A 26,284-nucleotide genomic window follows, 5' to 3' on the forward strand; every position below is an offset into this window, starting at 1 on the left:
ATGTTGATTATAAGATCAACATTGCATCTCCATAAGTATAGAATCTATATTTCTCCTTTACAGCTTCCTCGTAAGCCTTCTTCATGAAATCATGACCTGCAAATGCAGAAACCATCATCAATAAAGTAGACTTTGGTGTATGGAAGTTAGTGATCATACAGTTAGCGATATTGAAATCGTAAGGAGGAAAGATGAACTTATTGGTCCAACCACCAAACTCATTCAGGGTTTGATCTGAAGATACTGCACTTTCCAGAACTCTCATTACCGTAGTTCCTACAGCACAAACTCTTCTTCTCTCAGTTTTCGCTTTATTAATAACTTCTGTAGCATCCTTAGTAATATATGCCTCTTCACTATCCATCTTATGTTTAGAAAGATCTTCTACCTCTACCGGGCTAAAAGTTCCTAAACCAACGTGAAGGGTTACCTCAGCAAAATCAACTCCCTTGATCTCCAACCTCTTAAGCAAATGCTTTGAAAAGTGTAATCCGGCAGTTGGCGCTGCTACTGCACCTTCGTTCTTAGCGTAGATAGTTTGATATCTCTCTTCATCTTCTGGCTCAACTTCTCTTTTAATATACTTTGGAAGCGGAGTTTGTCCCAGTTCTTTTAATTTCTTTCTGAAATCTGTATATGAACCATCATATAAGAATCTCAGGGTTCTTCCTCTGGAAGTAGTATTATCAATTACTTCAGCCACAAGACTTTCGTCTTCACCAAAGTAAAGTTTATTTCCAATCCTAATCTTTCTGGCAGGATCTACAAGAACATCCCATAATTTAGTTTCTGGATTCAATTCTCTTAGCAAGAAAACTTCAATTCTGGCACCAGTTTTTTCCTTGTTACCATAAAGCCTGGCAGGAAAAACTTTAGTGTTATTAAGAACCATCACATCTTCCGGCTCAAAATAATCTATTAAATCCTTGAATTTTTTATGTTCAATCGTCTGCTCTTTACGGTTAAGTACCATTAGCCTTGCCTCATCCCTGTTTTCAGATGGATACTCAGCCAAAAGTTCCTTAGGCAGTTCAAAATTGAAATTTGAAAGTTTCATTCCCATAGTTCCTGTTTTAAAGGCTGCAAATATACAATCTCAACATAGGGGTTGTCAAGTAAATGAAGGTTTATTTGGAAATTAAATATTTTATTGTGTCTGGAAGTCTAATTTTTTGAGATCTTCCCAAAAATCGGGGTAAGATTTTGAAACAACATTGGCATCTTCTATGGAAAGCGGAATTTTTAAAGCGAGCGGAGCGAAAGACATCGCCATTCTATGATCATTATAGGTCTCTACCAATACTTCCTCATTTAACGAATCACAAGGTGCGAGGTGTAAACAATCCTCAGTGATCTTTACCCTTGCTCCAAACTTTTGCATTTCGTTCTTTAATGCCTGCAGCCTGTCGGTTTCTTTGATCTTTAGGGTATGTAAACCTTCCAGCTTACACTCCATTCCCAACGCCAGGCAGGTCACGGCAATGGTTTGGGCAATATCTGGAGAATTCCGCAGGTCTTCATTGATACGCAGAGAACGTTTCGTTTTTTCCTTTTTCAAAATGATCGAGTTTTCCTCGAAAATGGTATGAACTCCAAAATGCTTATAGATCTCTGCCAGGCAGCTATCGCCCTGTTTGCTGCTCTTCCTATAATTTGAAAGTCTTATTTCTGCCGATGCTGAGATACCCGCGATACTATAAAAATATGAAGCTGAACTCCAGTCTGATTCTACCGGGATGGTTACCGGCTCCAGCTTTTGAGTAGGTTCAATAAAGATCCGGTCTTTTTCAAAATTACCTTTTATTCCAACCTGCTGCAATAACTCCAGGGTCATAAGAATATAAGGGGTTGAAGTGATCTGACCTTCCAGAATTATTTCCAGACCTGAAGGCAGTGAGGCACCAATGAGCATTAATGCTGATATATACTGACTGCTTACATTTGCCTTAAGCCTTACCGAATCTACATGAAGTTTTTTTCCTTTTATGATCAAAGGAGGATACCCTACCTGGTCCTTATATTGGATATCTGCGCCCATTCTTTGCAAAGCATCTACCAGCAACCTGATAGGCCTTTCCTTCATCCTTTTACTTCCTGTAATTTCCACTTCACATCCTTCCTTGGTAGCAAAATAAGCGGTTAAAAATCGCATGGCTGTACCAGCATGATGAATATCTATGAGGCCATTACCTTTTTCCAGGGCTTTCTTCAGAACGGTAGTATCATCACTATTAGAAAGGTTCTCTATTTGTATATTGGGATATAAGGCTTGCAGGATCAATAATCTATTGGATTCACTTTTGGATCCGGTGATCTTAAGATCTGCCTTAATTTCGGATTGCTTATTTGATAGGGATAAGTTCATTTGACGAGGTAAAAGGATAAAACACTAAATTAATCTTTCTTTTGCTTACCCCGAAACTGACCGAAGGCTAAAATAAACCCATAAAGAAATGAGGCCAGCAATTGCCCGATTATAAACCTGACCAATTTTCCATCGGCAGTTCTTTCTTTAAAAAAGGTTAGAAAAGCAAATTCACCGTATTCAAAGAAAATGGTGATGACATTGTATAAAACCAGGAAAGAAAGTCCCAGCCATAAAACCGATTTCCAAAAAGATCTTTGAGAAACTATAGCTTTGAAATTCATTACTTCAGTTTTTCGTTGTTCTTATGCCTGTCTTTATCTCTTTTGGTCTTTATATCCAGTTTCCTGTCAAAAGCCTCCTGGAGATCCACTCCTGTTTGATTGGCAAGACATAGCACCACGAACATCACATCTGCAAGTTCCTCCCCCAGATCTTTATCCTTATCGCTTTCTTTTTCACTCTGTTCGCCGTAACGACGAGCAATGATTCTGGCTACTTCCCCTACTTCTTCAGTAAGTTGCGCCATATTTGTAAGTTCATTGAAGTAACGAACTCCATGTTCCTTGATCCAGTTATCTACCGCTTTCTGTGCGTTCGCTATTTGCATGTTCTATAGTTTTCTCCAAAACTATAGCTTCGCTGTGTTTTTTAATAATATTAGCATAAAACTTTTTCAAGAAATCATATTCCGTAGGTAAAAAAGCTGTCTTTTTAAAAGTGATCATGGACGAAAGTCGAATAACATTTCCGTTTGCATTTACTATGAATTTGAATTGACCATCATCTTCTCCAAGTTTTACCAACGTGCTTTCAGGAAGGGAAACAACGTTATAACCATCTGGAATCATAATATTTATGGAATAAGACTTTACCTCTGGATAATCTAAGTAAACCGGATAATGTCTTTCCTCTTCTTTATATGGATTCTCCAGCATGCCATCAAATAACAATGGCTTCAAATAAACCTTACCGCCAATATTTTCTGAAGCAGAAGCTAATTTAAAATTAAATTTTTCCAGAATTTCTGCTCCCAGTTTATCCTTGTTCTCTATTTCGTAATCGCTAATCTGAATATTTGAAACCGTACTCAACCTATTTTCAATATCGTTGTTCTGCTCTGGAACTGAATGATCCTGTCTGAATTTCTTAGCTATAAGTCCCGAATAGGATTTCCAGTTCATTCCTTCTACCCCAGAACCATCAAACTTGTAATTCATCTTAATAGAATTCTCAGAAATATAGTTTGGCATTAGGTCAATCCACGAAGATTTATCTTTTTCTTTAAGTAATCTTCCCCGCCAGTTCCTAGCTCTTTTAGGAAGTTCTCCTATGGCTGCTTTTGGGTCTGTAGCATCCATCAGCACAATTTCTCCATCTAATTCCAATCCTGCGATCACATAATTGAAACCGTCCCTGGTAGGATATAACGGTACGCCATTGGAAGGGGTGCTTAAAAGAACCGGATGGGCGTCCAATCTTGCGTACCTCAACATGGAGATCAATAAAAGGTTAATATCTCCAGTATTACCGGAGCCTTCCTTAAAGGCCTTTTTTGTGCCATTCTCAGGGTAAAAACCCAGGTAATCATTCCATTTCACCCTCTGCTTTACGAAATCAAGTATTGCTTCTGCCTTCATTTTTGGATCAGAAAGTCCAGAGATTAATACATCTAATTCGTCATCATAATAGTTATCTTTATTTAGCTCATCTGCTATGCCCAGGTCATTGTATATAGATTTGGCAACGCTCTCCCAGGTCTCTGAGTAATTTTCAACCATAGAATTCGGAAACTTCGTGAACATCAATTCCCAGTCTATAAAAGCGGCATAAGTATGTAGGTTCTCTACGTGAGGCTCCTTCTTCAAGGCCGGAATATTTTCACGTTTAACACTGTAAACATTTAATAAATAATTTACAGAATTATGTGAAGCTGTACTACTCACTACTTTATTCCCGCTACGTGAGGTACTGGTATAATTATAGCTGAAATTTTCTTTTGTTTGCTCAACATCAAAATTAATTAGAGATCTCAAATTCATGTATTTGCTGAAAGTGAAAAACTCCGGGATCAAAACCTCCAGTTCCAGTTTGTCCAAAGGAATTAGATATTGTAATGGGGTTCTGCCAATAGAACCTAAAAAAGGTGATTTTATTTTATAGGTGAGTTCAATGACACTACCTTCGGTCACTGCTGGCATGGTGAATTTAGTTGATTCATTATACTTCGAAGTTACCTCTTCAAAGATCTCGTCATTTCTCAATTTCTCTTCTTCCAGTTTCCCATCAATGATATTATACGTATATCCTTTTAACTGGACCAGGTCTTCTTTTTTTGAACTACCTGTATATTTTCTTATTTCCTTTGTTGCCCAGTCAAATCCTTCTTTATTGTAGATCTTGATCCTTTCATGAATTTCGGTAATTAGGGTAAATCCTTCATGTCGATTAAAATCATAAAAAATCTTTTGTTTTCTGTATAACACGGCTGCATTCGCATCTTTTTGTAAAGGATGTTCTTTTTGTAAAACCTCTTGCTTAGAGACTTTACCAAATTTGTAGTTCTGGCTGTTAAGCTGAAAACTGCATAAGGATAGAACGAATAAAATTAAGGGGATCTGGCGCATAAGATTAAGCTTTACTGGTTGGTACAATCACTGCTTTTTGATTGTTGAGTTTATGAATCTGATTAATAAATTTTCTGAAATCTTCGAATTTCTCCGGCGACCACTCCCCTTCCTCTATCCTCAGGTATCTTTCTACGATTATATATTTCCTATCTTCACTTTCCTCTACCGAAATTTTTAAGGATAACTTTCCGAAATCCGTTTCAAGGTCCTGGTTGTCAGGAATGGCTTCAACCATAAATCCTTCTGGTAATTCATACCTGAAATGATCCTGGAATGTCTTTCCTCTTTCAAGTTTTATTTTATTCTTCCTGTTTTTGTCCTTATCGATCTTCATATCGAAGGCGCTAACAAAATTAAGAGGTACTAGAAGCCTGTCTCCGGCTATACTGCAAAACCTGTCTGCCTTGAAATGCAGGTCTTCTATAAATTCGATCTTTCTTTTATCGTTTCTGAATTTTATAGAATCAAAACTCATATTATGAAACTGCGACCAGTTCTCATTGTAGAAATTCTTTTGTACTTCTTGCTTTTGTAATTCAATGAGGTAAATATCTCCGTATGGAACTCCAAAGCTTGATCTTTCAAATTGGGCATTAAAACCACCATTCTCGTTAATGCTGACATTGGCCTTCATCTTCTGTAAATTATCTCCGGCAGAATATTTCCTGGTTCTAACGATCTCGCCACCAGCTGGTTTCAGTTTTAAAACCCATCTGTCATCGGTAAAATCACCTAAGTAATTAAAGGGAGCATCCTGGCTGGTGCATTCAAGCCATATATCCTCTTTGCCTTCTTGCGGAATACTTAAAATAACATGGTTTCCCTGTATGTTGGTGAAATCTGGATCGATATCTCTTTTTGGACCTCCGTATACAATGGTATAATCTGCCTCGATCCCTTGAGATTTTAACAACGCCCGGGTATAATTGGTTAGCCCTTTACAATCTCCATAACCAAGCCGGTCAACTTCCTGAGCGCTGTAAGGTTTCCACCCGCCTATACCCAGCGTAACTGCGATATAACGGGTATTTTCCTGAACATATTTATAAATGATCCTGGCTTTTTCTTCCTCGGTCTGTGCATCTCTGGTAAGCGCGGTGATCTTACTAACGATTTCCTCTGTCAAAATTCCTTGCCCATCTACCAGGTTCTTATATTGCCAGGCTCCGAAATCCTGCCAATCATTGGATTCTCCTTCTATTCCCTCCAGAAAATACTTTTGCAAAGCCACCTTTAATCTTGGTGCTGTTTCTTCAAAGGAGGGACTTAGCTTTTCATAGCTTTTAGCCATCAACCCCGAGACAGAATAATCCAGGTTGAAATCTGATCGATTCACCTTCACATCGAGGCTATCAAGGTTTCTTTCAGAATACCTGATAGGTATCTCGGTATTATTTACGATCTCATATTTTGATTTTTCCACACTTACTTTGTATCCCTCAATAGGCCTCCAGTCTGGCAGGAATACCGAATTCTTTGTGCTTATTTTTGAAGTGTATTTTACAGTGTAAGGATAATCTCTGGGAGTATATTGCAGGTAACTAACCTGATTGTCTGAAAAAAGTACGAAATCCTGGAAATTACTTCGTGTTTTGAAATCACGCTTTTTAAATTTCCTTATCTCTTTCCCGGTCTTATCAAGAATTATAGCTTCCTGTTGCTCTATTGAAAGGCCTTCATCGAAATTCTCGTATGCCTGTATATAGGCTTTTCCCGCTTCATTAAGGACGGTTACTATCCTGTTCGTAGAAATTTCAACATCATCGATATCTTTTATTTCTATACGGGTGTTATGCTCACGAATTACCGCGTTAGCGTTGATAAGCATCTTGAGGTTAATATCACTAACCTTGTAGTTTTCCTGGCATTGTAGGGTAGAAAATAGGCCAAGGAAACCTACAATTAAAAAATTGCGCATTCCGGGGGGCTGACTTATATATTTAGCGCAATATATAAAAAATTAACGTTTTTTAACGTTTATCTTTAGAATCCAGTAAAATTGTTACTGGTCCGTCATTTAAAAGAGAAACTTTCATGTCTGCCCCAAAACGACCTACGCCAACATTCTTACCAAATTCTTTCTCAAACTTTGCTACGAATTTCTCATACATAGGTTCGGCAATCTCAGGTTTTGCAGCTTTCATATAGCTTGGCCGGTTTCCCTTTTTGGTGCTGGCATGCAAGGTGAACTGGCTCACAATTATAGCATCTCCGTCTACACTTTTTAAAGATTCATTCATCACCTCATCTTCATCATTAAAGATCCGCATATTGATGATCTTGCGGCAAAGCCAGTCAATATCTTCATCATTATCTTCATCTTCGACTCCAAGAAGGATCAATAATCCCTGATGCATTACTGCGCAAACTTTATGATCTACGGTTACTGAAGCTTCTGAAACTCTTTGTATAACTGCTCTCATCTATTTTTGATATTGATCTATTCGGTAATTATCGTCTTCACCTTCCATGATCTGCAAATAGCTTTTATAACGGGACCAAGCGATCTCTCCAGCTTCCAAAGCTTGTTTTACAGCGCATTTAGGCTCTTCCAGATGCAGGCAGTTATGAAATTTGCAATCCTGTTTTCTCTCGAAGAACTCTGGGAAATAATCCCCGATCTCTTCCCGATCCATATCTACCACGCCGAAACCTTTAATTCCCGGAGTATCTATGATCCTCGCATCGAAGCTGAGATCGAACATTTCGGCAAAGGTAGTGGTATGCTGACCCTGGCTATGTTGTTTGGAAATTTCAGAAGTTTTAAGAGCCAGACTGGGCTCTATCGCATTGATTAACGTAGATTTTCCGGTACCACTATGACCTGAGATCATACTGGTCTTCCGGATCATCTTTTCCTTAACTTTATCAACGTTCTTACCCTCTTTTGCTGAAATTCCTATGCATTCATATCCCGCAGAACGATATAATTCTGCCAGGTATTTAACTTCAGCAAGTTCCTCGATAGAATAGGTATCCACTTTATTGAAAAGCAATACCGCAGTAATATCATAAGCTTCGGCAGTCACCAGGAAACGATCTATAAAAGTAGTAAGCGTAGGTGGGTTATTCAGGGTGATAAGAAGAAAGACCTGATCGATATTAGAAGCAATGATATGTGTTTGCTTCGATAGATTCACCGATTTCCTGATAATATAATTATCGCGCTCGGTGATCTTTTTGATCACCCCGGTCTTCTCTTCTACCCCTTCTTCCAGGTCAAAAGACACCTTATCTCCCACCGCAACGGGATTGGTACTTTTTATCCCCTGGATCCTGAATTTTCCTTTTATCCTGCATTCATAAAATTCACCGTTCTCAGCTTTTACCTGATACCAGCTACCTGTAGACTTATAAACCGTTCCCTGCATTTATGATAAATTATTCATATCCCGAATACTATATTTTATTGAATGCAAATTTATAGGAATAATTTCACAAGACCACCTTAGATGCATTTAGGTTTCAAATTACCTGATCCCGTCCAAAATCTTTTGCTGATGGTTGATGGATTCCTGGTGAATGGCTTTGAACATTCTGAGTACAAATTCTTCGCTAAGTCCTTTCTCTTCTCCTTCAAGCACCATTTTCCCAAGGATCTCATTCCATCTTTTGGTTTGAAGGATGGCAACGTTCTGCTCCTTCTTCACCTGACCGATCTCCTCGGCAATTTTCATTCTTTTGGAAAGGATCTCCAGGATCTGGCTGTCGGTGATGTCGATCTTGGATCTTAAGGTGGTTAGTTTATTCTGAAATTCTTCACTGGCCGAAATTTCCTTTCTTACTTTTAAATCCTGCATGATTTTAATAAGTGTTTCAGGGGTTATTTGCTGAGCTGCATCACTCCAGGCTTTGTCTGGCGTATGGTGAGTTTCTACCATTAGTCCGTCGTAGTTAAGGTCCAAAGCGGTCTGACAAAGATCAAAAATGATATCTCTTCTTCCCGCGATATGCGAAGGATCAAGAATTAATGGAAGATCAGGGAATTTATTCTGAAGCTCTATCGGGATCTGCCATTCCGGGTTATTTCTGTATTTAGTCTTTTCATAAGCTGAAAAACCTCTGTGAATTACTCCGAGTTTATTTATATCTGCAGTGTGTAATCTCTCCACTGCTCCTAACCATAAAGAAAGGTCTGGGTTCACCGGGTTTTTCACCAATACGATCTTATCTGTACCCTTTAAGGCATCTGCGATCTCCTGCACGATAAATGGAGAAACCGTGGTTCTGGCTCCGATCCATAGAATATCAACATCATGTTTTAAAGCCAGGTCAACGTGGTTAGGGTTCGCCACTTCGGTAGTAGTAAGCATTCCGGTTTCCTCTTTCGCCTTCTGAAGCCATTTCAAACCAAGAGCACCAACTCCTTCAAAATTTCCAGGTCTTGTTCTTGGTTTCCAGATTCCCGCTCTTAGTACGGTTGCATCGCTATCCTTTAACTGGTGTGCGATCGTTAAAACCTGTTCTTCTGTTTCGGCACTGCAAGGTCCTGCAATTACCAATGGATGTGACAATCCGAAATCATCCAACCATGTTCTGAGTTCTTTTTTATTTTCCATTTTCCTGTAGTTTAATTTCTTCGTTTTGATTTATTCCGTTTAGTACTTCTCTTATATGGTTTGTTCGCTCCATTTCACTGAAAACCTCTTCAAAATTATCGTCTTCCATTAGTTTCCTGAAATGTTTCAGATTGGAGATATATTCATCCAAAGTCTCCATTACATTCTTTTTATTCTGATTGAAAATAGGGGTCCACATGGCCGGTGAACTTTTCGCCAGTCTCACTGTAGAGGCGAATCCACTTCCCGCCAGGTCGAAAATATCCCTTTCGTTCTTCTCCTTTTCCAGGACAGTTTTCCCCAACATAAATGAACTTATATGCGATAGATGAGAGACATATGCGATATGCCGATCATGAGAAACAGGATCCATATATCTTATCCTCATCCCGATGGCCTGGAAAACTTCCAGCGCTCTTTCCTGAAGTTTAAAAGCTGTCTTTTCAACCTCGCAAATGATGTTGGTCTTGTTCTTAAAAAGCCCATGTAACGCTGCCGTAGGTCCAGAAAATTCGGTTCCCGAAATTGGATGGCCCGCCAAATAATTTCTTCTTTTTGGATGTTCTGACACTTTTTTGCAAAGATGTTCCTTGGTTGAACCGGCATCGGTCACCACGCAATTATCATTCACGATATCAAGTATCTTTGGCAATACTTCCAGTGAGGCATCTACCGGGATGGCCAGGTATACCAGGTCGGCATCTTTAAGATCTTCTAAATTGGCTTTATGATCTATCAATCCAAGATCCAAAGCTTTTTCAAGGTGATCATCATTTTCATCTATCCCGTAGATCTCGACCTTCTTCATTACAGATTTAAGATCTAAAGCAAAAGATCCACCAATCAGGCCTATTCCTATTACAAAAACTTTCATCCTTTTATTCTTTTTAAAGCTTCATCTATTACCTCTTCGTTGGCACATAGAGAAAAACGTATATAACCTTCACCCTGGGAACCAAAAATAAATCCTGGCGTGATGAAAATATCTTTATCATAAAGCAGGTCATCAACAATATCTTCGGAAGTCTTCCCTTCCGGAGTCTTAGCCCAAACAAAAAGGCCCACCTGGTCATCCCTAACCTCACAGTCCAGATTTGAGATCAATTCCAGCACCTTTTTCTTTCTTCTGGCATAGATCTTATTCTGATCCTCGAACCACGAACCCGACAACTTTAATGCTTCCACGGCTCCGGCCTGCACTGGATAGAACATTCCGCTGTCCATATTCGATTTTACTTTTAGTACCGAATTGATATTCTTCTGGCTTCCCGCAAGCATTCCTACTCTCCATCCAGCCATATTGAAGCTTTTACTCAACGAATTCAATTCCATGACGTAATCGCTTAAACCATCTTTTTGCAAGATGCTTCTGGGATCGTCATTCTGAATAAAGCTATATGGATTATCATTCACCACCAGGATCTTATGAGTTTCAGCAAATTCGGTAAGCTGATTAAAGAAATCTTCCTGCGCAACTGAACCGGTGGGCATATGCGGATAATTCACCCACATCAATTTCACTTTGCTAAGATCCTGCTGAGCCAGTTCTTTAAGATCTGGCAGCCAGTCATTCTCTGCTTTCAGCTCATAATTTCTTTCTTTAGCCTGCAGCAATTTCGAAACAGAACTATAGGTTGGATAACCGGGATTTGGCAATAGAACCTCATCACCTGGATCCAGAAAGGCCATGGAAATATGCATGATCCCTTCCTTGCTACCCATAAGTGGTAAGATTTCAGATTCCGGGTCCAGATCGCGATCATAGAACTTTTTATAGAAACCGGCGATCGCATTCCTTAATTCGGTAATGCCTTTGTAAGGTTGATATTGATGGGCTCCATTAGAAGAAAGAGCCTTATTCAAAGCTTCCACTACCTGAGGCGGTGGCGCAAGATCGGGGCTTCCAATTCCCAGGTTGATAATAGGTTTTCCCTCCGCTCGCAGTTCTGCCACTTCACGAAGTTTCTTCGAGAAATAGTATTCCTGAACTGTATCAAGTCTTTTTGCGGTTATCATACTAGATTATTTTTATAAATACCTAAAACTTTTAATTCTTCGGTCATTAATTTTAATACGTCTATCGCCTTTTCCAGGTCTTCAAATCTTTCGAAGATCACATCCACGAAAAAAGAATATTTCCAGGGCTCGTCAATTATTGGCAGCGATTGGATCTTGGTCATATCCAGGTAGCAATCCCTAATGATATTAAGTACAGACACCAGGCTCCCTCTTTCGCTTTTCAGGTCAAACTTTAGAGATGCTTTGTCAAGTTTTTCTCCATTAGGCTTTTGTCTTTCTGTTCCTAAAACCAGGAATCGGGTAGCATTGCTTTTAATAGTGTGAATTTCTTTCGCCAGAATTTCCAGTCCGTACATATCTGCAGCAGCAGGGCTTGCTACGGCAGCGACCTTCAACTTGCCTTCTTCTGAAATTCTTCTGGCAGCTTCAGCAGTATCAGCGTCTTCGATCAGTTTAATATGCGGATGTTTTTTAAAGAACTCTTTACACTGCAGCAAAGCCATTGGATGAGAAAATACCTTTTTAATATCTTCGATCTTCTGTCCTTCAACAGCCATCAAATTCATATTTACCGGGGTGTAATGCTCCCCAATCACGCTAAGATTATACTCATCCATTAGCGCATAATTTGGAAGGATCGAGCCAGCAATACTATTTTCGATAGCCATAACCGCTACATCGGTTTCTTTCGCGGCCAACTTCTGGGCAAGTTCATGAAAGGACATATGCTCCATCACCTCAACATCTTTGTGATAATAATCCATCGCCACCAAATGATGGAAAGAACCTTTAATTCCCTGAATTCCGACTTTTTTATTCATATAGCTACCAATAAAAAAAGTCCCGATCTTAGATCGAGACTTTTATATAATTTCATGTTTTAATTAATCATATAGCATTCCCGATCCTATCTCTGGTATAGAAATAAAAATAATAGAATGCGTTCCAGTTAATTAAAGTTGTCATTTCGAATATTTACGAATGACTAAAGTAGCGCAATAATTTTATATTCAAAATCTTTTCTGATTAAAATTTTCAGTTTTTAAGTATTCGGAATATTGTTGATGTTTTGATATTAATAACAATTTATACATCCTGATTTTCGTTGAAACTTTGAAAAATTTTCAGCGGTATCCCTGATTAATTATTCCTAATTTTGAATTTGAAAGCTATGTCTATAACTGTAAATAACATATCGAAACATTTTGGTAGCCAGAAAGCGCTGAATAAGGTGAATTTCGAAATTACTAAAGGAGAGATCGTTGGATTCCTTGGACCAAATGGTGCTGGAAAATCCACATTGATGAAAATTCTTACCGGTTACCTAACTCCAGATGATGGCAATGCTATTATCGATGGGCTTGAACTAAAAGATAATATAGCCGAAATTCAAAAACGCATTGGTTATTTACCGGAGCACAATCCTTTATATACCGAGATGTTTGTTCGGGAATATTTGAGGTTCAATGCTTCCGTCTATAAAATAGACAAAGCTCGCGTGGAAGAAGTAATTAAGCTAACCGGTCTCACTCCTGAAGCGAACAAAAAGATCGACCAGCTATCCAAAGGATATAGACAACGTGTGGGACTGGCTGCAGCACTGCTCCATGATCCTGAAGTGTTGATCCTGGATGAACCAACCACCGGGCTGGATCCAAATCAGCTTGTAGAAATAAGATCGCTGATCAAGAACATAGGTAAAAAAGCATCGGAAGAAAATTCAGGAAAGACCGTTTTTCTGTCCACTCACATCATGCAGGAAGTAGAAGCCATTTGCGACCGGGTCATTATTATAAATAAAGGAGAGATCGTAGCCGATAAAAAACTGAAAGACCTGCGCGATGAAAAAGAACAGATAATTGCCGTGGAATTCGATTATCGTATAGAAGAAGTGGCGCTACAAGAACTTCCCAATCTCATTTCAGCAAAGAATGTTGGTGGCTTCCATTATGAATTAATATTCGATACCAATAAAGATATGAGACCGGCGGTTTTTGATTTTGCCCATGATAACGGACTCAAAACCCTTCAGCTAAACCAGAAAACGAAAAACCTGGAAAGCCTGTTTGCTGAATTAACGGCTTCCTAAAATTGTGAAGAAAACCTAACTCATTATCTGAAAATCGAAATTCAAAAAGTCCCCATTTTGTAGGGATTTAGGGAGCTTCGAAAATCAGCCTGCCTCTAAAATGCTCTTCAACATCTACTACTGGAGGACGATTTACTGAAATTATATCTCCATAACTATAGATATCACCTTTTAAGCTCTGCTGTGGATTCACAATTAGTTTATTGGTCCCGCGATGAAAAAGTTCATAATGCTGCACCTTAAGATCCCGGGCTTCCAGCCTGCTATCACCCGCAGCGAAGAATCCGTCAAATCTTTCAACAGATCCAGTGAGAAAGAAATGCGAATAATTATCACTGGTGATACGCAGATCTCTCACCTTTAGGTCCAGGATGAAATTTCCGTTTGTAAGTATCTCCGGGTCTAATTCCTGGTTTGCAGAATACAGCCAAAGTTTTTCAAATTCCAAGGTACCGATACTTTCTAAAGGAATATTCCCGGCATGGCGTAAATAGGTTAAATCTGGCACTGTCACAAAGACCTTCGTTATTCCATAATCCCTAACCAGGTTACACCTGTTCTCATTCCTTAAAGTAAGACGGCCTTCTTCAACTTCTGCAAATACTTCGTTCAGTAGGTTTTCCCCGCTTTCGATGATTATTTTTTGTTGCGGCCCCTGTTCAATAAAAAGCTTGATCTTGTCATAGACCATTATTTCGTTGAACTCGGCTACTTCAATTTCTTTCTGTACAATGCTGCCGGCCTTTTGGAAGCAATCGTCGGTATCTTCAGAATCACAACCGGAAAAGGCAATTATTATAATAAGGAGGAATAACTTTTTCATAATCTGTATCCAATTGAAAATTCAACAGCTTCAGCATTTGCACCATGGGAACGAACGGTCACCGATGCCCACCAGTCTTCAGTAATTTCTCTTTGCAATCCTACCCTGTTATAGACCTGCTCCACGTAATCTGTATATGGGTAGTAGGCATAAACACCTAAATGAGTGATCAGGGACATTTTATTGAAGGTGAGTTTATGTCCCAGAAATACTCCAACTCTTTTCGCATCTTCATCCCCGGTAGTTCCTTTCTGAGGAAAAGCAACCGCCTGGTAATTAATAAATTCCTCAAGAGATCTGGAAAAGAATAACTCGGCTCCTCCCTGCAAAGTACTTTTATGATTCAGTACTTTATCGGCATAGACAGAGAAGGTCAAAAAAGGCAGTGTAGGCGAGCCCACAACCCCGGAAGTGTTGACCCCGCTGCGCACCGCGAAATTGTAATGAAATGGCTCCGTATATTTTTCTTCCTCTCCTCGCGGGATATAATCGGGATGATTTTCATGATCCAGCAGATAATTCAACCCCACGTTAAAAGTAAAAGTATTGGTACTATGATTTGGTGAGCCCGTATCGGCATTAGAGTAATGAATAATAGTAACTCCGGCATTTAAACCTAGTCCGCCAACGATGTTCTCCTTATGAATATTTCCCACGAGATAAGTAGAGCTCAGAAACCTGGTTCCGTAGGCATTATTGAGATAATTCGTATCAGGGTCATAAGGATTGGTGGTGTAAGCAACCCCCTGCCCTATCCGGAACATTAGCAATCTCTTTAAGGCATAGAAACTAAAATGACCATATAAGGAGTAATTCTCACCAAGATTGGGATTCTTCATATCCTGATAAATAAAAGAATACCCAAAATCTGGATAATTATACCTGCGTTCCCACTTTTCCAGGCCATAGGTTTTCCTGTTGAAGCTCAGGAAAAATCCATTTGGATGATCGGTGATCAAATGAGCGATATCAGGATTATGCTCAATTATAGAACCGTAAAAATAACTGGCATCTAGAGAAAAATACTTTTCAGGCTTTTCTTCCTGGGCCAGGGATATAAAACTGCATAGAAAGAGCAGGAACGGGGCAATTCTTTTCATACGAAAGCAAATCTAACATATTTACGAAAAAAACTGCCTTTTAGTTGAGAGCATAAAATCCTAAAAAATCGCGGTGGCAATTTTCTGAATATTCGTGCTTTTTCCCATAGAATAATAATGTAACACCGGGACTCCGCCGGCAATAAGTTCCTTGCTTTGCTGTATGCACCATTCTATCCCTACTTGTCTAACCGCAGCATTATCCTTACACTTTTCAACTTCCCTGATCAAACAGTCTGGCATATCCACATGAAATCTATGCGGAATAACGCTTAACTGTTTTTTGGTGGCAATGGGTTTTAAACCGGGAATAATAGGAACATCAATTCCGCTCTCCCTGCATTTTTCAACGAAATCGAAATACCTGTCATTCTCAAAGAACATCTGGGTAACCACGTATTCTGCACCGGCCTCGATCTTTTCTTTTAACCGCTGAATGTCCTTATCTATACTTGGTGCTTCCATATGTTTCTCGGGATAACCGGCAACACCCACGCAGAAATCGGTATTATGACCTTTTTCAATGACCTCATCAAGGTATTTCCCAGCATTAAGATCGTAGATCTGGTCTACCAGGTCCTTGGCGAAGCAATTCCCATTCTTCTCGGGTTTAAAATAGGTTTCACTTTTTACCGCATCACCGCGCAATGCCATCACATTTTTTATTCCCAAGAAATCCAGATCGATCAGGAAGTTTTCAGTATCCTCCTTAGAGAATCCTCCACACAGGATATGCGGCACTGCATCAACTCCATATTTGCTCTGGATAGCCGCGCAGATGCCCACGGTTCCGGGACGTTTTCTCACGATCTTCTTTTCCAGCAGTCCGTTCTCCTTTTCCGAATACACGTATTCTTCACGGTGATAGGTCACATCAATAAACGGCGGATTAAATTCCATCAACGGGTCTATGCTCTCGTAGATAGAATTAATGTTTTGTCCCTTCAGTGGCGGGAGTATCTCAAATGAGAATAAGGTTTTATCCTTCGCTGCCTGTAAATGTTCTGTGATTTTCATTGAAATTCTTTTCTTTTATTATCTGGGCGTTGCCCTTAGGGCCGGGCTTTTCGCTGTATCCCCGATCAAGATCGGGGGATGCCGCTGCAATCCCTAACGCGGTTTAATCGGTTTTCAGCTCTTAGCGATAAGTTTTAAGCCAAGCTATTTTTTCTTGTTTTCCACAGACCTCAAAGGTTTTAAAAACCTGTGAGGTCTTTACTATTCTAATTTCTTAATACTAACTACTCATTACTAATCCGCAATATTTGGGTTTAGCCATTTTTCCGCCTTCTTATATTCTATTCCTTTTCTATTGGCAAAATCCCTTACCTGGTCTTCCTTGATTTTGCCCAGTCCAAAATATCGGGCTTCAGGATGGGCGAAGTAGTAACCACTTACACTGGCTGCCGGCCACATGGCCAGGCTTTCGGTAAGTTCTACCCCAATCCTTTCCTTAACCTGCAAAACTTCCCAGATAGTTAGTTTCTCCAAATGATCTGGACAGGCAGGATAACCCGGTGCGGGACGAATTCCTTTATAAGCTTCTTTGATCAGCTCTTCATTGCTCAGACTTTCGTCTGAAGCATAACCCCAATGTTGCGTTCTCACCTCCTTATGCAAGTATTCCGCAAATGCTTCGGCCAGACGATCGGCCAGGGCTTTGATCATGATTGAATTATAATCGTCATGTTCCTTTTCAAATTGAGCAGCAAGTTCCTGGGTTCCAAAACCGGTAGTCACGCAAAAACAGCCCATATAATCCTGAACCCCGGTTCCTTTTGGCGCAATAAAATCTGCCAGGGCGAAATTCGGCTGATCCCCGTGTTTCTTTAATTGCTGCCTGAGCGTTCTGAAAATTGCAGTTTTCTCATCAGAATCCTGCTGAAATTTCACTTCGATATCGTCGTGATTGATCGTATTTGCTTCAAACAAACCAAAGATGGCTTTCGCCTTCAGTAACTTTTCATCAAGAATTCGTTGAAGCAAAACCTTGGCATCATCGAATAAATTTTGCGCTTGCTCACCCACGATCTCATCCTTTAGAATATCCGGATATCTGCCATGCAGATCCCAGCTTCTAAAAAACGGACTCCAGTCTATATAATCAACCAGTTTATGCAGATCAAAATCCTCAATCACCTGGATTCCTAATTCAGCAGGCTTGGTTATTTGTGTGTTATCCCAATCGATCTGGAATTTGTTTTCTCTGGCTTCTTCAATACTCAGAAAGGACTTGACCTTACTCCTTTTACTGAAATTCTTTCTGAATTCGTCATACTGAACTTTCAGGTCGTTCTTATATTTCTCACGTGTACTATCCTTTAGCAGATCTCCGACTACGGTCACCGCACGGGATGCATCATTTACATGAGCCACCGCGTGTTTATATTGCGGATCTATTTTCACCGCAGTATGGGCTTTGGATGTGGTTGCCCCACCAATTAAAAGCGGAACAGAAAAATCCTGACGCTCCATTTCCTTTGCCAGGAAAACCATCTCATCCAGAGACGGAGTAATGAGTCCGCTAAGACCTATCACATCTACATTCTCTTTTTTCGCTGTTTCAATGATCTTTTCCGGTGGCACCATGACGCCAAGATCAATGATCTCATAATTATTACAACTCAATACCACGCTCACGATATTTTTACCAATATCATGTACATCGCCTTTTACCGTCGCCATTAAAATTCGACCAGCCGATTGTCGTTTGTTTGATTTATCTGCTTCAATATACGGCAGCAAATGCGCTACTGCTTTTTTCATCACCCTTGCCGATTTCACCACCTGTGGCAGGAACATTTTCCCGCTTCCGAAAAGATCCCCAACCACGTTCATTCCTATCATCAACGGACCTTCAATAACATCCAGAGGCTTTTTAGCTTCAATACGTGCCTGTTCAATATCTTCAAGAATATAAGCATCAACTCCTTTAACCAGGGCATGAGTGATCCTGTCCTGTAGTGGCTTTTCCCGCCAGGAAAGATCGATTTTATTCTCTTTTTTCCGTCCTACCACATTTTCAGCGAAATCGAGAAGTCTCTCGGTCGCATCATCTCTTCGGTCTAGAATCACATCTTCTACATGCTCCAGAAGATCTTTAGGGATCTCGTCATAAACCTCGAGCATGGATGGGTTTACGATACCTATATTCATTCCGGCTTTGATAGCATGGTATAGTAATACCGAATGCATCGCCTCCCGCACCGGATTATTTCCGCGGAAAGAAAATGACACATTACTAACTCCACCGCTAACACTGCAGTGTGGAAGGTTCCCTTTTACCCAACGTGTGCCTTCAATAAAATCTATAGCATTTCTCTTATGCTCGTCCATTCCTGTCCCAACCGGGAAAATATTAAGATCAAAAATGATGTCTTCCGGAGGGAATTTCACCTTGTTCACCAGGATATCATAGGAACGTTTCGCGATCTCAATTCTTCTCTCATAATTATCGGCCTGGCCAACTTCATCAAATGCCATAACGATCACCGCGGCTCCATAACGCCTGATCTTCTTTGCATTTTCAATAAATTCTTCTTCGCCCTCCTTTAAACTAATAGAATTCACCACACATTTTCCCTGTACCACTTGCAGGCCGGCTTCGATAATTTCCCATTTAGAACTATCTATCATGATAGGAACCCTGGAAATATCAGGTTCTGCCACTACCAGGTTCAGGAATTTAACCATAGCTCCCTTGCCTTCAATAAGGCCGTCATCCATATTCACATCGATGATCTGTGCTCCATTTTCTACCTGTTCCCGGGCAACTTCAAGTGCTTCATCATATTTCTCCTCCTTGATAAGTCTCAAAAATTTACGCGAGCCAGCCACGTTGGTTCGTTCCCCAACATTTATAAAATTGCTCTCCGGAGTTATCACCAGAGGTTCCAGTCCGGATAATTTTAAGGGTCTAATTTCTGACATTCTTAAATACTTTGAGTTTGAAGAGTTCTTTTAAGTTTTCTTGGCTGGTAATTCTTGGCAATTTCCGCGATCGCTTGAATATGGGCAGGTGTGGTTCCGCAGCAACCGCCCAGAATATTTACCAGGCCTTTTTCCAGGTATTCTCTGATCTGATTTGCCATTTCCTGCGCATCCTGGTCGTACTCTCCAAAGGCATTCGGCAGTCCGGCATTGGGATAAGCTGAAACACCAAATTCGGTATTCCTGGCAACCGCTTCCAGGTGAGGTGTAAGTTGTTTGGCTCCTAAAGCGCAGTTAAAACCTATACTTAAAAGCGGAATATGAGAAATAGAGATCAGAAATGCTTCGGCAGTCTGGCCTGACAATGTTCTTCCGGAAGCATCGGTGATCGTTCCGCTTACCATTACCGGAATATCCACATTCAGTTCTTCCTTTAATTCGTCTATTGCAAAAAGAGCTGCCTTGGCATTCAGGGTATCAAAAACTGTTTCAACCAAAAGCACATCTACTCCACCATCTATCAATGCTTTCGCCTGCTGTTTGTAAGCCACTTTCAGTTCTTTAAAAGAAATGGCACGGAAACCTGGATCGTTCACATCAGGACTCATACTGGCCGTTTTATTGGTGGGCCCCATTGCTCCAGCGACAAATCTTGGTTTTTCAGGATTTTCAGCAGTGACTTCTTCAGCAACTTTTTTGGCAACCCTGGCCGACTCATAATTAAGCTCATAGACCAGCTCTTCCATTTGATAATCGGCCATGGCGATGGTAGTTCCGGAGAAGGTATTGGTTTCAACAATATCGGCTCCGGCTTCGAAGTATTTACGATGAATAGTGGCAATGGCTTCAGGCTGCGTAATAGACAGCAGGTCGTTGTTTCCTTTCAGAGAAACAGGCCAGTCGGCAAAACGTTTTTCGCGGAAATCCTCTTCAGAAAATTTATATTCCTGAAGCATGGTCCCCATGGCACCATCAAGTATTAATATTTTTTGTGAGAGTAACTCTTCTATTTTCGACATGTTCTATAATATGAACGTTATCAAAAAAAGAAGACAGAAAAGAATTCTTGTTTGTTATCTATCCGAGACTGAACTCAGTAGAATGTAGCACCTTCTCCAAAGGAGGGTTGCTAAGGTTTCACAGGGTCTATTCCCTCAACCTTTCTTGATAACGATTGTTAGTAAACAATGAACTTACAGGGCAAATATACATTTATAATAAACCCAAAAGCAAGGAATTAAGAAAATTTTCTATAAGACCTTTTCACCATTCAGGGTGATAGAGTAACTGATCTCAGCTGCTTTTTCCAGCATTTTCGAAACGGAACAATACTTATCCATCGATAATTTTACCGCTCTTTCCACCTTGGCCGGAGGAACATCACCTTTTAAGATAAAATCCAAATGGATTTTTTTGAAAACATTTGGAATAGCACCATCCTCACGATAACCATCAACTTCTACCCTAAGGTCTTCCAGTTCATGATTCTGCTTTCTCAGGATCATCACTACATCGATGCTGCTGCAACCGGCGATACCACGAAGGATAAGATCCATCGGACTTGATCCTTTTGGCTCCTCGTCAGATTTATTGTCTAAAAGAACAATATTTCCGCGTTCGTTTACAGTTTCAAATAGGTAATTATCGTTGATTCGTTTTAAGCTGATCTTCATGGTTTCGAATTTTCATCAAAGATAGGAATTCTGCTTTTTCCCGCGGGTAACATTGGTTACCATAATTTGGTTTTGCAAAATCAATAAGAAGAGCTTTCGACTGCGCTCAAGCTGACGCTACCAAAGTTGATTAAACACTGATGCTCTGAACGACTTCTCTTTTAGCTTCTTTCTTTGAACCATCAAATCCTTCTACTCCGCCAACAGTGGTGTACTTTAAAACATATTTTTTATCCGGATAAATTCGTTGATAAGCACTCTGGCACATGATGGCGGCTTCATGAAAACCAGAAAGGATAAGCTTCAATTTCCCTTTATAGGTATTTACATCGCCAATCGCATAAACCCCGGGAATGTTCGTCTGATAATCATAGGAATTATCAACCTTAATGGCATTCTTTTCAATCTCCAATCCCCAGCTTCCAATAGGTCCTAATTTTGGCGATAATCCAAATAGCGGAATAAAATCATCTACCTCCCTGAACTCTTCTCCGCGGGCCTTGTCCTTATGACGAATTACCACCTGCTCCAGTTCATCTTCTCCTTTTAATCCAACAACTTCGGCATTCGTGATCATTTCAATTTTTCCAAGTTTTGCCAGTTCTGAAACCCTTTCTACGGAATCCAGTGCTCCCCGGAATTCTTCCCTTCGGTGAACCAAGGCAACTTCTGAAGCAACATCTGCTAAATAAATAGCCCAATCTAAAGCGGAATCTCCACCACCGGAAATCACCACTTTTCTGTCACAATACACTTCTGGATCTTTGATAAAATATGAAACTCCTTTATCTTCAAAATCAGAAATATTAGCAATAGGTGGTTTTCTGGGCTCAAAAGAACCAAGCCCGCCGGCAATTGCGACTACAGGTGCATGATGCTGGGTTCCTTTATTGGTGGTCACGATAAAAGTTCCATCATCAAGTTTTTCCAGAGTTTCGGCACGCTCACCAAGAGTGAATCCGGGTTCGAAGGGCTTAATCTGTTCCATGAGATTTTTCACCAGATCTCCCGCCAGGATCTCCGGAAAAGCCGGAATATCATAGATGGGTTTTTTTGGGTAAATTTCTGAACATTGCCCACCAGGTTGCGGAAGCGCATCTATCAAATGCGTTTTCAGCTTTAATAATCCCGCTTCAAAAACGGTAAACAATCCGGTTGGTCCGGCCCCGATTATCAGGATATCTGTTTTAATCATCACTCTCTTTTTTTACGATTAAGGATTCTGTTATTGTATTCATCTGTTCCACTTTGGCTTCAAAATCACCTTTAATGGACTTTCTATATTCATTTAAATTTTCGACCATCTGGTTCACATTCTCAGGGATCACCTCCTCGAAAAACTGCCGTAACCGCTTTGCCGTGGTTGGCGACTTCCCGTTGGTTGAAATCGCGATTTTCACATGGCCTTTATTCACAATTCCGCCCATATAGAAATCACAGAGTTCGGGGGTGTCGGCGATATTTGCCAGTAAAAATCTCTTTTTCGCGTGGCGGTGAACCCGTTTATTGAGTTTCGCATCGTTGGTCGCCGCGATCACGAAATGTTTTTTCTTCAGGTATTTCTTCTTATACCTGCCTTTGATCAATTTTGCACCGTGTTTCTTTGCCAGTTCTTCCGTTTCTGGTAAAAACCATTTTGCTACGATCTCAACCTGTGCATTCGGGCTTGATTTGAACAGAAAATGAAGTTTTTCATGTCCTACATTTCCTCCTCCAACCACAAGGATATTCAGTTTATTGACCTTTAGAAAAACCGGGTATAGTTCGTTTCTTTCTTCCATTTTTCATTTTTTAAGGTCTCGACTCCGCTCGACCTGACCATTGTATTTTGTCATCCTGTCCCGAAGCCTCGGGAGTTTCAGGATCTCAAATAGAGAAGCTGAAACAAGTTCAGCTTGACATGGTTTTATTTAAGCTGCTCCTGCATTTATAAAATTCGATTGCTTCGGAATGCTTTTCACATTCTGAAAAACTTTCTGTAAAGCATTCGCTTCATTTACCACTTCACCAATTACTATAATTGCTGGAGCTCCCAGTTGTTTTTCTGAAACGACCTTTTCAATAGATTCGATCGTTCCAAAACCTGATCTTTCATTCACTGTGGTTCCATTCTGAATAATTCCCACCGGAATATCCTGTTTTCCGAAGCCTTTAAAAACCTCAACAATTTCAGGGAGTTTTCCCATTCCCATTAATATCACAACCGTTGCTGTAGATTGAGCCGCCAGACGAACGTCATTTGATAAATTTTTCTGAGACGTGGTTCCCGTAATCACCCAGAAACTCTCCGAAGTTCCTCTTTGGGTAAGCGGGATGCCGACATTTGCCGGTACCGCAATTGAAGAAGTGATCCCTGAAACGACTGCTGTTTCAAGTCCGTTCTTCCTTGCAAAATTGATCTCTTCAGATCCTCTTCCAAATATAAATGGGTCACCACCCTTGAGTCTTACTACGTGGCCGCGTTCCAGAGCATATTTTACAATAAGTTCATTGATCTCATCCTGCGAAAAACGATGTTTGTCCTTTCGTTTTCCCACAAAAATATGTTCCGCTTGTGGCGCATATTCCAGTAGATCCCGATTGATCAAGGCGTCGTAAAGAATTACACTTGCCGACTTCAATGTATTCAAAGCTTTTACGGTGATCAATTCCGGATCTCCAGGTCCCGCTCCAACGACGGTTAGTTTTGGTGAATTATACATTTTGTACCTCCTTTGTTCTAAATGCATCCACCCTCTTCAGGAACAAATGCGCGTCCTCTAAATATTTATTTGCAAAAGCCTCTGTTGGCTCGTTTTCGTTCAATTGATAGGTGAATTCCTTGAAAGTTGTAGATAATTCTATCTTTCCGGTTTCTACAAAAAGCTCATCAAATTGTGCAATAATGCCAGCCTGAGTATTGGTTTTCACATCTTCAGCCAGCAATAAGGCCTTAGCGGAATTCACAATCGAAGTATAGGAATGATAAATGCTATCTGACCAATCCTTTCTCTCCAGTGCAGATCTTGCATTATCGATCTTTTCTTCACTTTCGAATAATAGCGTCGCAATCAAATCGATCACCACTCCTGCACATTCGCCTACACCAACTGCTTTGATATATGGCGATTCATGGCCCCAGTCCACAAAATCATTCTCGCTGAGATTGGAAGTATCTGCCAGGTCTTTCAGCAGATCATAGAAATAAGTTTTTTCCTTGCGGTCGTAATATTCCGCGAATTTTTCATCTACTTCTGAATTCGCTTCAAAATCGTTCAGTAAAACCCTTAGGGCTTCAGGTCCTCTTTTACTTGGGACCTTTACCACTTTATCTGCGAATCTTCCCTGGCCGTTTCCAATTGTTCCGCCACCAAGCAATACCTGAAGTGCCGGAGCCACAGTTTTTCCAACTTTGATAGACATTCCCTGGAAGCCAATTTCAGCCATATTATGCTGGCCGCAGGCATTCATACATCCGCTTATCTTTATGGTAATATCCTTACCGTTGATGAATTGAGGATATTCTTCTTTTAAAACATCTTCCAGCACATCTGCAATTCCAGTACTGCTCGCAATTCCAAGATTACAAGTATCGGTTCCCGGGCAGGCGGTGATATCGACTGTTTTGTTATAACCGGTTTCAGCATAACCCAGTTTCTTCAATTCCGAATAAAAGAATGGCAGAAATTCTTCGCGCACATGACGGACCAAAATATCCTGTCTTAAGGTCAACCTTAGCTCATTACCGGCATATTTTTTAACCAGATCTGCCAGTTTCCTGGCGCCACCGGTATAAAAATCACCTAACGGAACCCGGATTCCAATAGCGTATAATCCTTCCTGCTTCTGTTCGAAAACATTGGTGCTTTTCCATGTTTCGAATTCTTTCTGGTTTTCAATATTTACCAAAGGAACTTCTGCATCCTGCAAAGGTGGAGCAGCTTCAAATTTCTCAATTTCGAATTTTGGTTGTTTTTGAGATAAAGCCGTTTTCTGTGCTTCCACCAATTCCATAAAGGCTTCTTTCCCAATATCCTTGATCAGGAATTTCATTCTTGCTTTTAATCGCTTTGCACGTTCGCCATGACGATCAAAAACGCGAAGCACACCTTCAATTAGCGGAATGATCTCCTCCGCCGGAAGAAAATCGTAAAGCTCATCAGCATGTCTTGGCTGAGAACCGAGTCCGCCACCAAGCATTACTTTAAAACCGCGTTTTCCATCTTTCAGTTTCGCAATAAACCCGAGATCATGGATATAACTTAAGGCTGTATCCTCATCTGAAGAGGAGAAAGACATTTTGAATTTCCTTCCCATTTCCTGGCAGATAGGGTTTCGAAGAAAGAATTGAAATGCAGCATGCGCATATGGCGAAACATCAAATGGTTCATTTGGATCTATCCCCGCGGTTGGAGAAGCTGTAATATTTCTTACCGTATTTCCACAGGCCTCTCTAAGGGTAACATCATCTTTTTCGAGTTGAGCCCAGAGTTCAGGAGTCCGGTCCAGACTGACGTAATGGATCTGTATATCCTGTCGGGTAGTTATATGCAAACGCCCTTTGGAATATTCATCGGAAACATCGGCGATTCGATGTAACTGTTCTGAGGTGACTCTCCCAAACGGCAGTTTTATACGAACCATTTGAACACCCGATTGTCTCTGCCCGTAAACTCCACGTGCAAGACGCAGGCTTCGGAATTTCTCTTCATCAGCCTTTCCTTCCCGGAAGAGCCTAATCTTCTTTTCTAAATCCAGAATGTCCTGTTCGACAATGGGATTTTCAATTTCGGTTCTAAAACTTTGCATAATTCTTACTATTTAAATTCTTCTCCTTTAATATCTAATCTGCTTCCGAGGAGATGCTGAAACAAGTTCAGCATGACGGCTTTTTTTTAATCGTCACCCTGTCCCGAAGCATCGGGAGTTTCAGGGTCTTTTCACTAATCGATTTCATCGAGCTGAGATGCTGAAACAAGTTCAGCATGACGCTACTTTTTTTGAACACCTTTTTAAATGCAAAAAGTCCTTTTAGGTTTTTACTTAAAAGGACTTTTTATAATTCAGTTTATAAAATAGACTTCTAAGTGTGAGGCGAATAGCACATACACATATTA

Annotated in this window: 23 protein-coding genes and 1 riboswitch; of the genes, 1 reads left to right on the plus strand and 22 read right to left on the minus strand. The window is 40.4% G+C overall.

All coding sequences use genetic code 11. The features are described from left to right. Positions 1–7 precede the first annotated feature (7 nt). The 12 genes from queA to C8P64_RS01290 form a co-directional block, all read right to left on the minus strand. Positions 8–1,057 carry a tRNA preQ1(34) S-adenosylmethionine ribosyltransferase-isomerase QueA gene (gene queA / locus C8P64_RS01235; RefSeq protein ID WP_108171237.1) on the minus strand — a complete coding sequence of 350 codons (1,050 nt, stop codon included), beginning with the start codon at positions 1,055–1,057 and terminating at the stop codon, positions 8–10. Positions 1,058–1,147: 90 nt separating this feature from the next. After that, the gene (aroA, locus tag C8P64_RS01240; RefSeq protein WP_108170241.1) at positions 1,148–2,365 is read right to left on the minus strand and encodes a 3-phosphoshikimate 1-carboxyvinyltransferase; all 1,218 of its coding nucleotides are present in this window, start codon (positions 2,363–2,365) and stop codon (positions 1,148–1,150) included. Positions 2,366–2,394: 29 nt separating this feature from the next. Beyond that, positions 2,395–2,649 (minus strand): hypothetical protein, encoded by a 255-nt coding sequence (locus C8P64_RS01245; RefSeq protein WP_108170242.1) that lies wholly within the window; start codon positions 2,647–2,649, stop codon positions 2,395–2,397. After that, positions 2,649–2,975, minus strand: a complete 327-nt coding sequence (locus C8P64_RS01250) for a nucleotide pyrophosphohydrolase (protein WP_108170243.1) — start codon at positions 2,973–2,975, stop codon at positions 2,649–2,651. Before C8P64_RS01250 ends, C8P64_RS01245 begins: the two co-directional genes overlap by 1 nt. Next, positions 2,941–5,019 carry a transglutaminase family protein gene (locus tag C8P64_RS01255; protein WP_146167162.1) on the minus strand — a complete coding sequence of 693 codons (2,079 nt, stop codon included), beginning with the start codon at positions 5,017–5,019 and terminating at the stop codon, positions 2,941–2,943. Before C8P64_RS01255 ends, C8P64_RS01250 begins: the two co-directional genes overlap by 35 nt. Then, positions 4,997–6,913 (minus strand): DUF3857 domain-containing protein, encoded by a 1,917-nt coding sequence (locus C8P64_RS01260; RefSeq protein WP_108170245.1) that lies wholly within the window; start codon positions 6,911–6,913, stop codon positions 4,997–4,999. The genes C8P64_RS01255 and C8P64_RS01260 overlap by 23 nt, the downstream gene beginning before the upstream one ends. 52 nt (positions 6,914–6,965) lie before the next feature. Beyond that, a complete protein-coding gene (gene dtd / locus C8P64_RS01265; RefSeq protein WP_108170246.1) occupies positions 6,966–7,418 on the minus strand; it encodes a D-aminoacyl-tRNA deacylase in 453 nt (150 codons plus the stop codon). After that, complete coding sequence (rsgA, locus tag C8P64_RS01270) at positions 7,419–8,366, minus strand: ribosome small subunit-dependent GTPase A (RefSeq protein WP_108170247.1); 948 nt, start codon at positions 8,364–8,366, stop codon at positions 7,419–7,421. It lies immediately after the preceding gene. Positions 8,367–8,465: 99 nt separating this feature from the next. After that, entirely contained in the window at positions 8,466–9,554 is a 1,089-nt protein-coding gene (locus tag C8P64_RS01275; RefSeq protein ID WP_108170248.1) for a bifunctional 3-deoxy-7-phosphoheptulonate synthase/chorismate mutase type II, read from the minus strand. Beyond that, positions 9,544–10,428: a prephenate dehydrogenase gene (locus C8P64_RS01280; protein ID WP_108170249.1), complete on the minus strand. Its 885-nt coding sequence runs from the start codon at positions 10,426–10,428 to the stop codon at positions 9,544–9,546. The genes C8P64_RS01275 and C8P64_RS01280 overlap by 11 nt, the downstream gene beginning before the upstream one ends. Further along, on the minus strand, positions 10,425–11,570 hold the full coding sequence (locus tag C8P64_RS01285; protein ID WP_108170250.1) for a pyridoxal phosphate-dependent aminotransferase: 1,146 nt from the start codon (positions 11,568–11,570) through the stop codon (positions 10,425–10,427). Before C8P64_RS01285 ends, C8P64_RS01280 begins: the two co-directional genes overlap by 4 nt. After that, on the minus strand, positions 11,567–12,394 hold the full coding sequence (locus C8P64_RS01290; protein ID WP_108170251.1) for a prephenate dehydratase: 828 nt from the start codon (positions 12,392–12,394) through the stop codon (positions 11,567–11,569). Before C8P64_RS01290 ends, C8P64_RS01285 begins: the two co-directional genes overlap by 4 nt. Positions 12,395–12,744: 350 nt before the next feature. Here C8P64_RS01290 and gldA point away from each other — a divergent pair, with 350 nt between their 5' ends. Further along, complete coding sequence (gene gldA, locus C8P64_RS01295; RefSeq protein WP_108170252.1) at positions 12,745–13,662, plus strand: gliding motility-associated ABC transporter ATP-binding subunit GldA; 918 nt, start codon at positions 12,745–12,747, stop codon at positions 13,660–13,662. A gap of 67 nt (positions 13,663–13,729) precedes the next feature. Here the strand turns inward: gldA and C8P64_RS01300 are convergent, their stop codons facing one another. The 10 genes from C8P64_RS01300 to C8P64_RS01345 all read right to left on the minus strand — a co-directional run bounded on the left by C8P64_RS01300 (position 13,730) and on the right by C8P64_RS01345 (position 25,976). Beyond that, positions 13,730–14,485 carry a head GIN domain-containing protein gene (locus tag C8P64_RS01300; protein WP_108170253.1) on the minus strand — a complete coding sequence of 252 codons (756 nt, stop codon included), beginning with the start codon at positions 14,483–14,485 and terminating at the stop codon, positions 13,730–13,732. Continuing rightward, positions 14,482–15,585 carry an acyloxyacyl hydrolase gene (locus C8P64_RS01305; protein ID WP_108170254.1) on the minus strand — a complete coding sequence of 368 codons (1,104 nt, stop codon included), beginning with the start codon at positions 15,583–15,585 and terminating at the stop codon, positions 14,482–14,484. Before C8P64_RS01305 ends, C8P64_RS01300 begins: the two co-directional genes overlap by 4 nt. A gap of 60 nt (positions 15,586–15,645) precedes the next feature. Further along, positions 15,646–16,602: a methylenetetrahydrofolate reductase [NAD(P)H] gene (gene metF, locus C8P64_RS01310; RefSeq protein ID WP_108170255.1), complete on the minus strand. Its 957-nt coding sequence runs from the start codon at positions 16,600–16,602 to the stop codon at positions 15,646–15,648. Positions 16,603–16,836: 234 nt separating this feature from the next. Further along, on the minus strand, positions 16,837–19,515 hold the full coding sequence (gene metH / locus C8P64_RS01315; protein ID WP_108170256.1) for a methionine synthase: 2,679 nt from the start codon (positions 19,513–19,515) through the stop codon (positions 16,837–16,839). Between the two features lie 2 nt (positions 19,516–19,517). Continuing rightward, the gene (locus tag C8P64_RS01320) at positions 19,518–20,534 is read right to left on the minus strand and encodes a homocysteine S-methyltransferase family protein (protein WP_108170257.1); all 1,017 of its coding nucleotides are present in this window, start codon (positions 20,532–20,534) and stop codon (positions 19,518–19,520) included. A gap of 51 nt (positions 20,535–20,585) precedes the next feature. Next, a riboswitch (SAM riboswitch) is annotated at positions 20,586–20,689 on the minus strand. Positions 20,690–20,765: 76 nt separating this feature from the next. Further along, positions 20,766–21,188: an OsmC family protein gene (locus C8P64_RS01325; RefSeq protein WP_108170258.1), complete on the minus strand. Its 423-nt coding sequence runs from the start codon at positions 21,186–21,188 to the stop codon at positions 20,766–20,768. Positions 21,189–21,318: 130 nt separating this feature from the next. Then, the gene (locus tag C8P64_RS01330; RefSeq protein ID WP_108170259.1) at positions 21,319–22,383 is read right to left on the minus strand and encodes an NAD(P)/FAD-dependent oxidoreductase; all 1,065 of its coding nucleotides are present in this window, start codon (positions 22,381–22,383) and stop codon (positions 21,319–21,321) included. Next, a complete protein-coding gene (locus C8P64_RS01335; RefSeq protein WP_108170260.1) occupies positions 22,376–22,969 on the minus strand; it encodes a precorrin-2 dehydrogenase/sirohydrochlorin ferrochelatase family protein in 594 nt (197 codons plus the stop codon). Before C8P64_RS01335 ends, C8P64_RS01330 begins: the two co-directional genes overlap by 8 nt. Before the next feature lie 129 nt (positions 22,970–23,098). Further along, a complete protein-coding gene (gene cobA, locus C8P64_RS01340; protein WP_108170261.1) occupies positions 23,099–23,890 on the minus strand; it encodes a uroporphyrinogen-III C-methyltransferase in 792 nt (263 codons plus the stop codon). Further along, positions 23,883–25,976 (minus strand): HEPN domain-containing protein, encoded by a 2,094-nt coding sequence (locus C8P64_RS01345; protein ID WP_108170262.1) that lies wholly within the window; start codon positions 25,974–25,976, stop codon positions 23,883–23,885. The genes cobA and C8P64_RS01345 overlap by 8 nt, the downstream gene beginning before the upstream one ends. Between the last annotated feature and the right edge of the window lie 308 nt (positions 25,977–26,284).

The sequence above is a fragment of the Christiangramia gaetbulicola genome (assembly GCF_003054225.1).
Taxonomy (GTDB): domain Bacteria; phylum Bacteroidota; class Bacteroidia; order Flavobacteriales; family Flavobacteriaceae; genus Christiangramia; species Christiangramia gaetbulicola.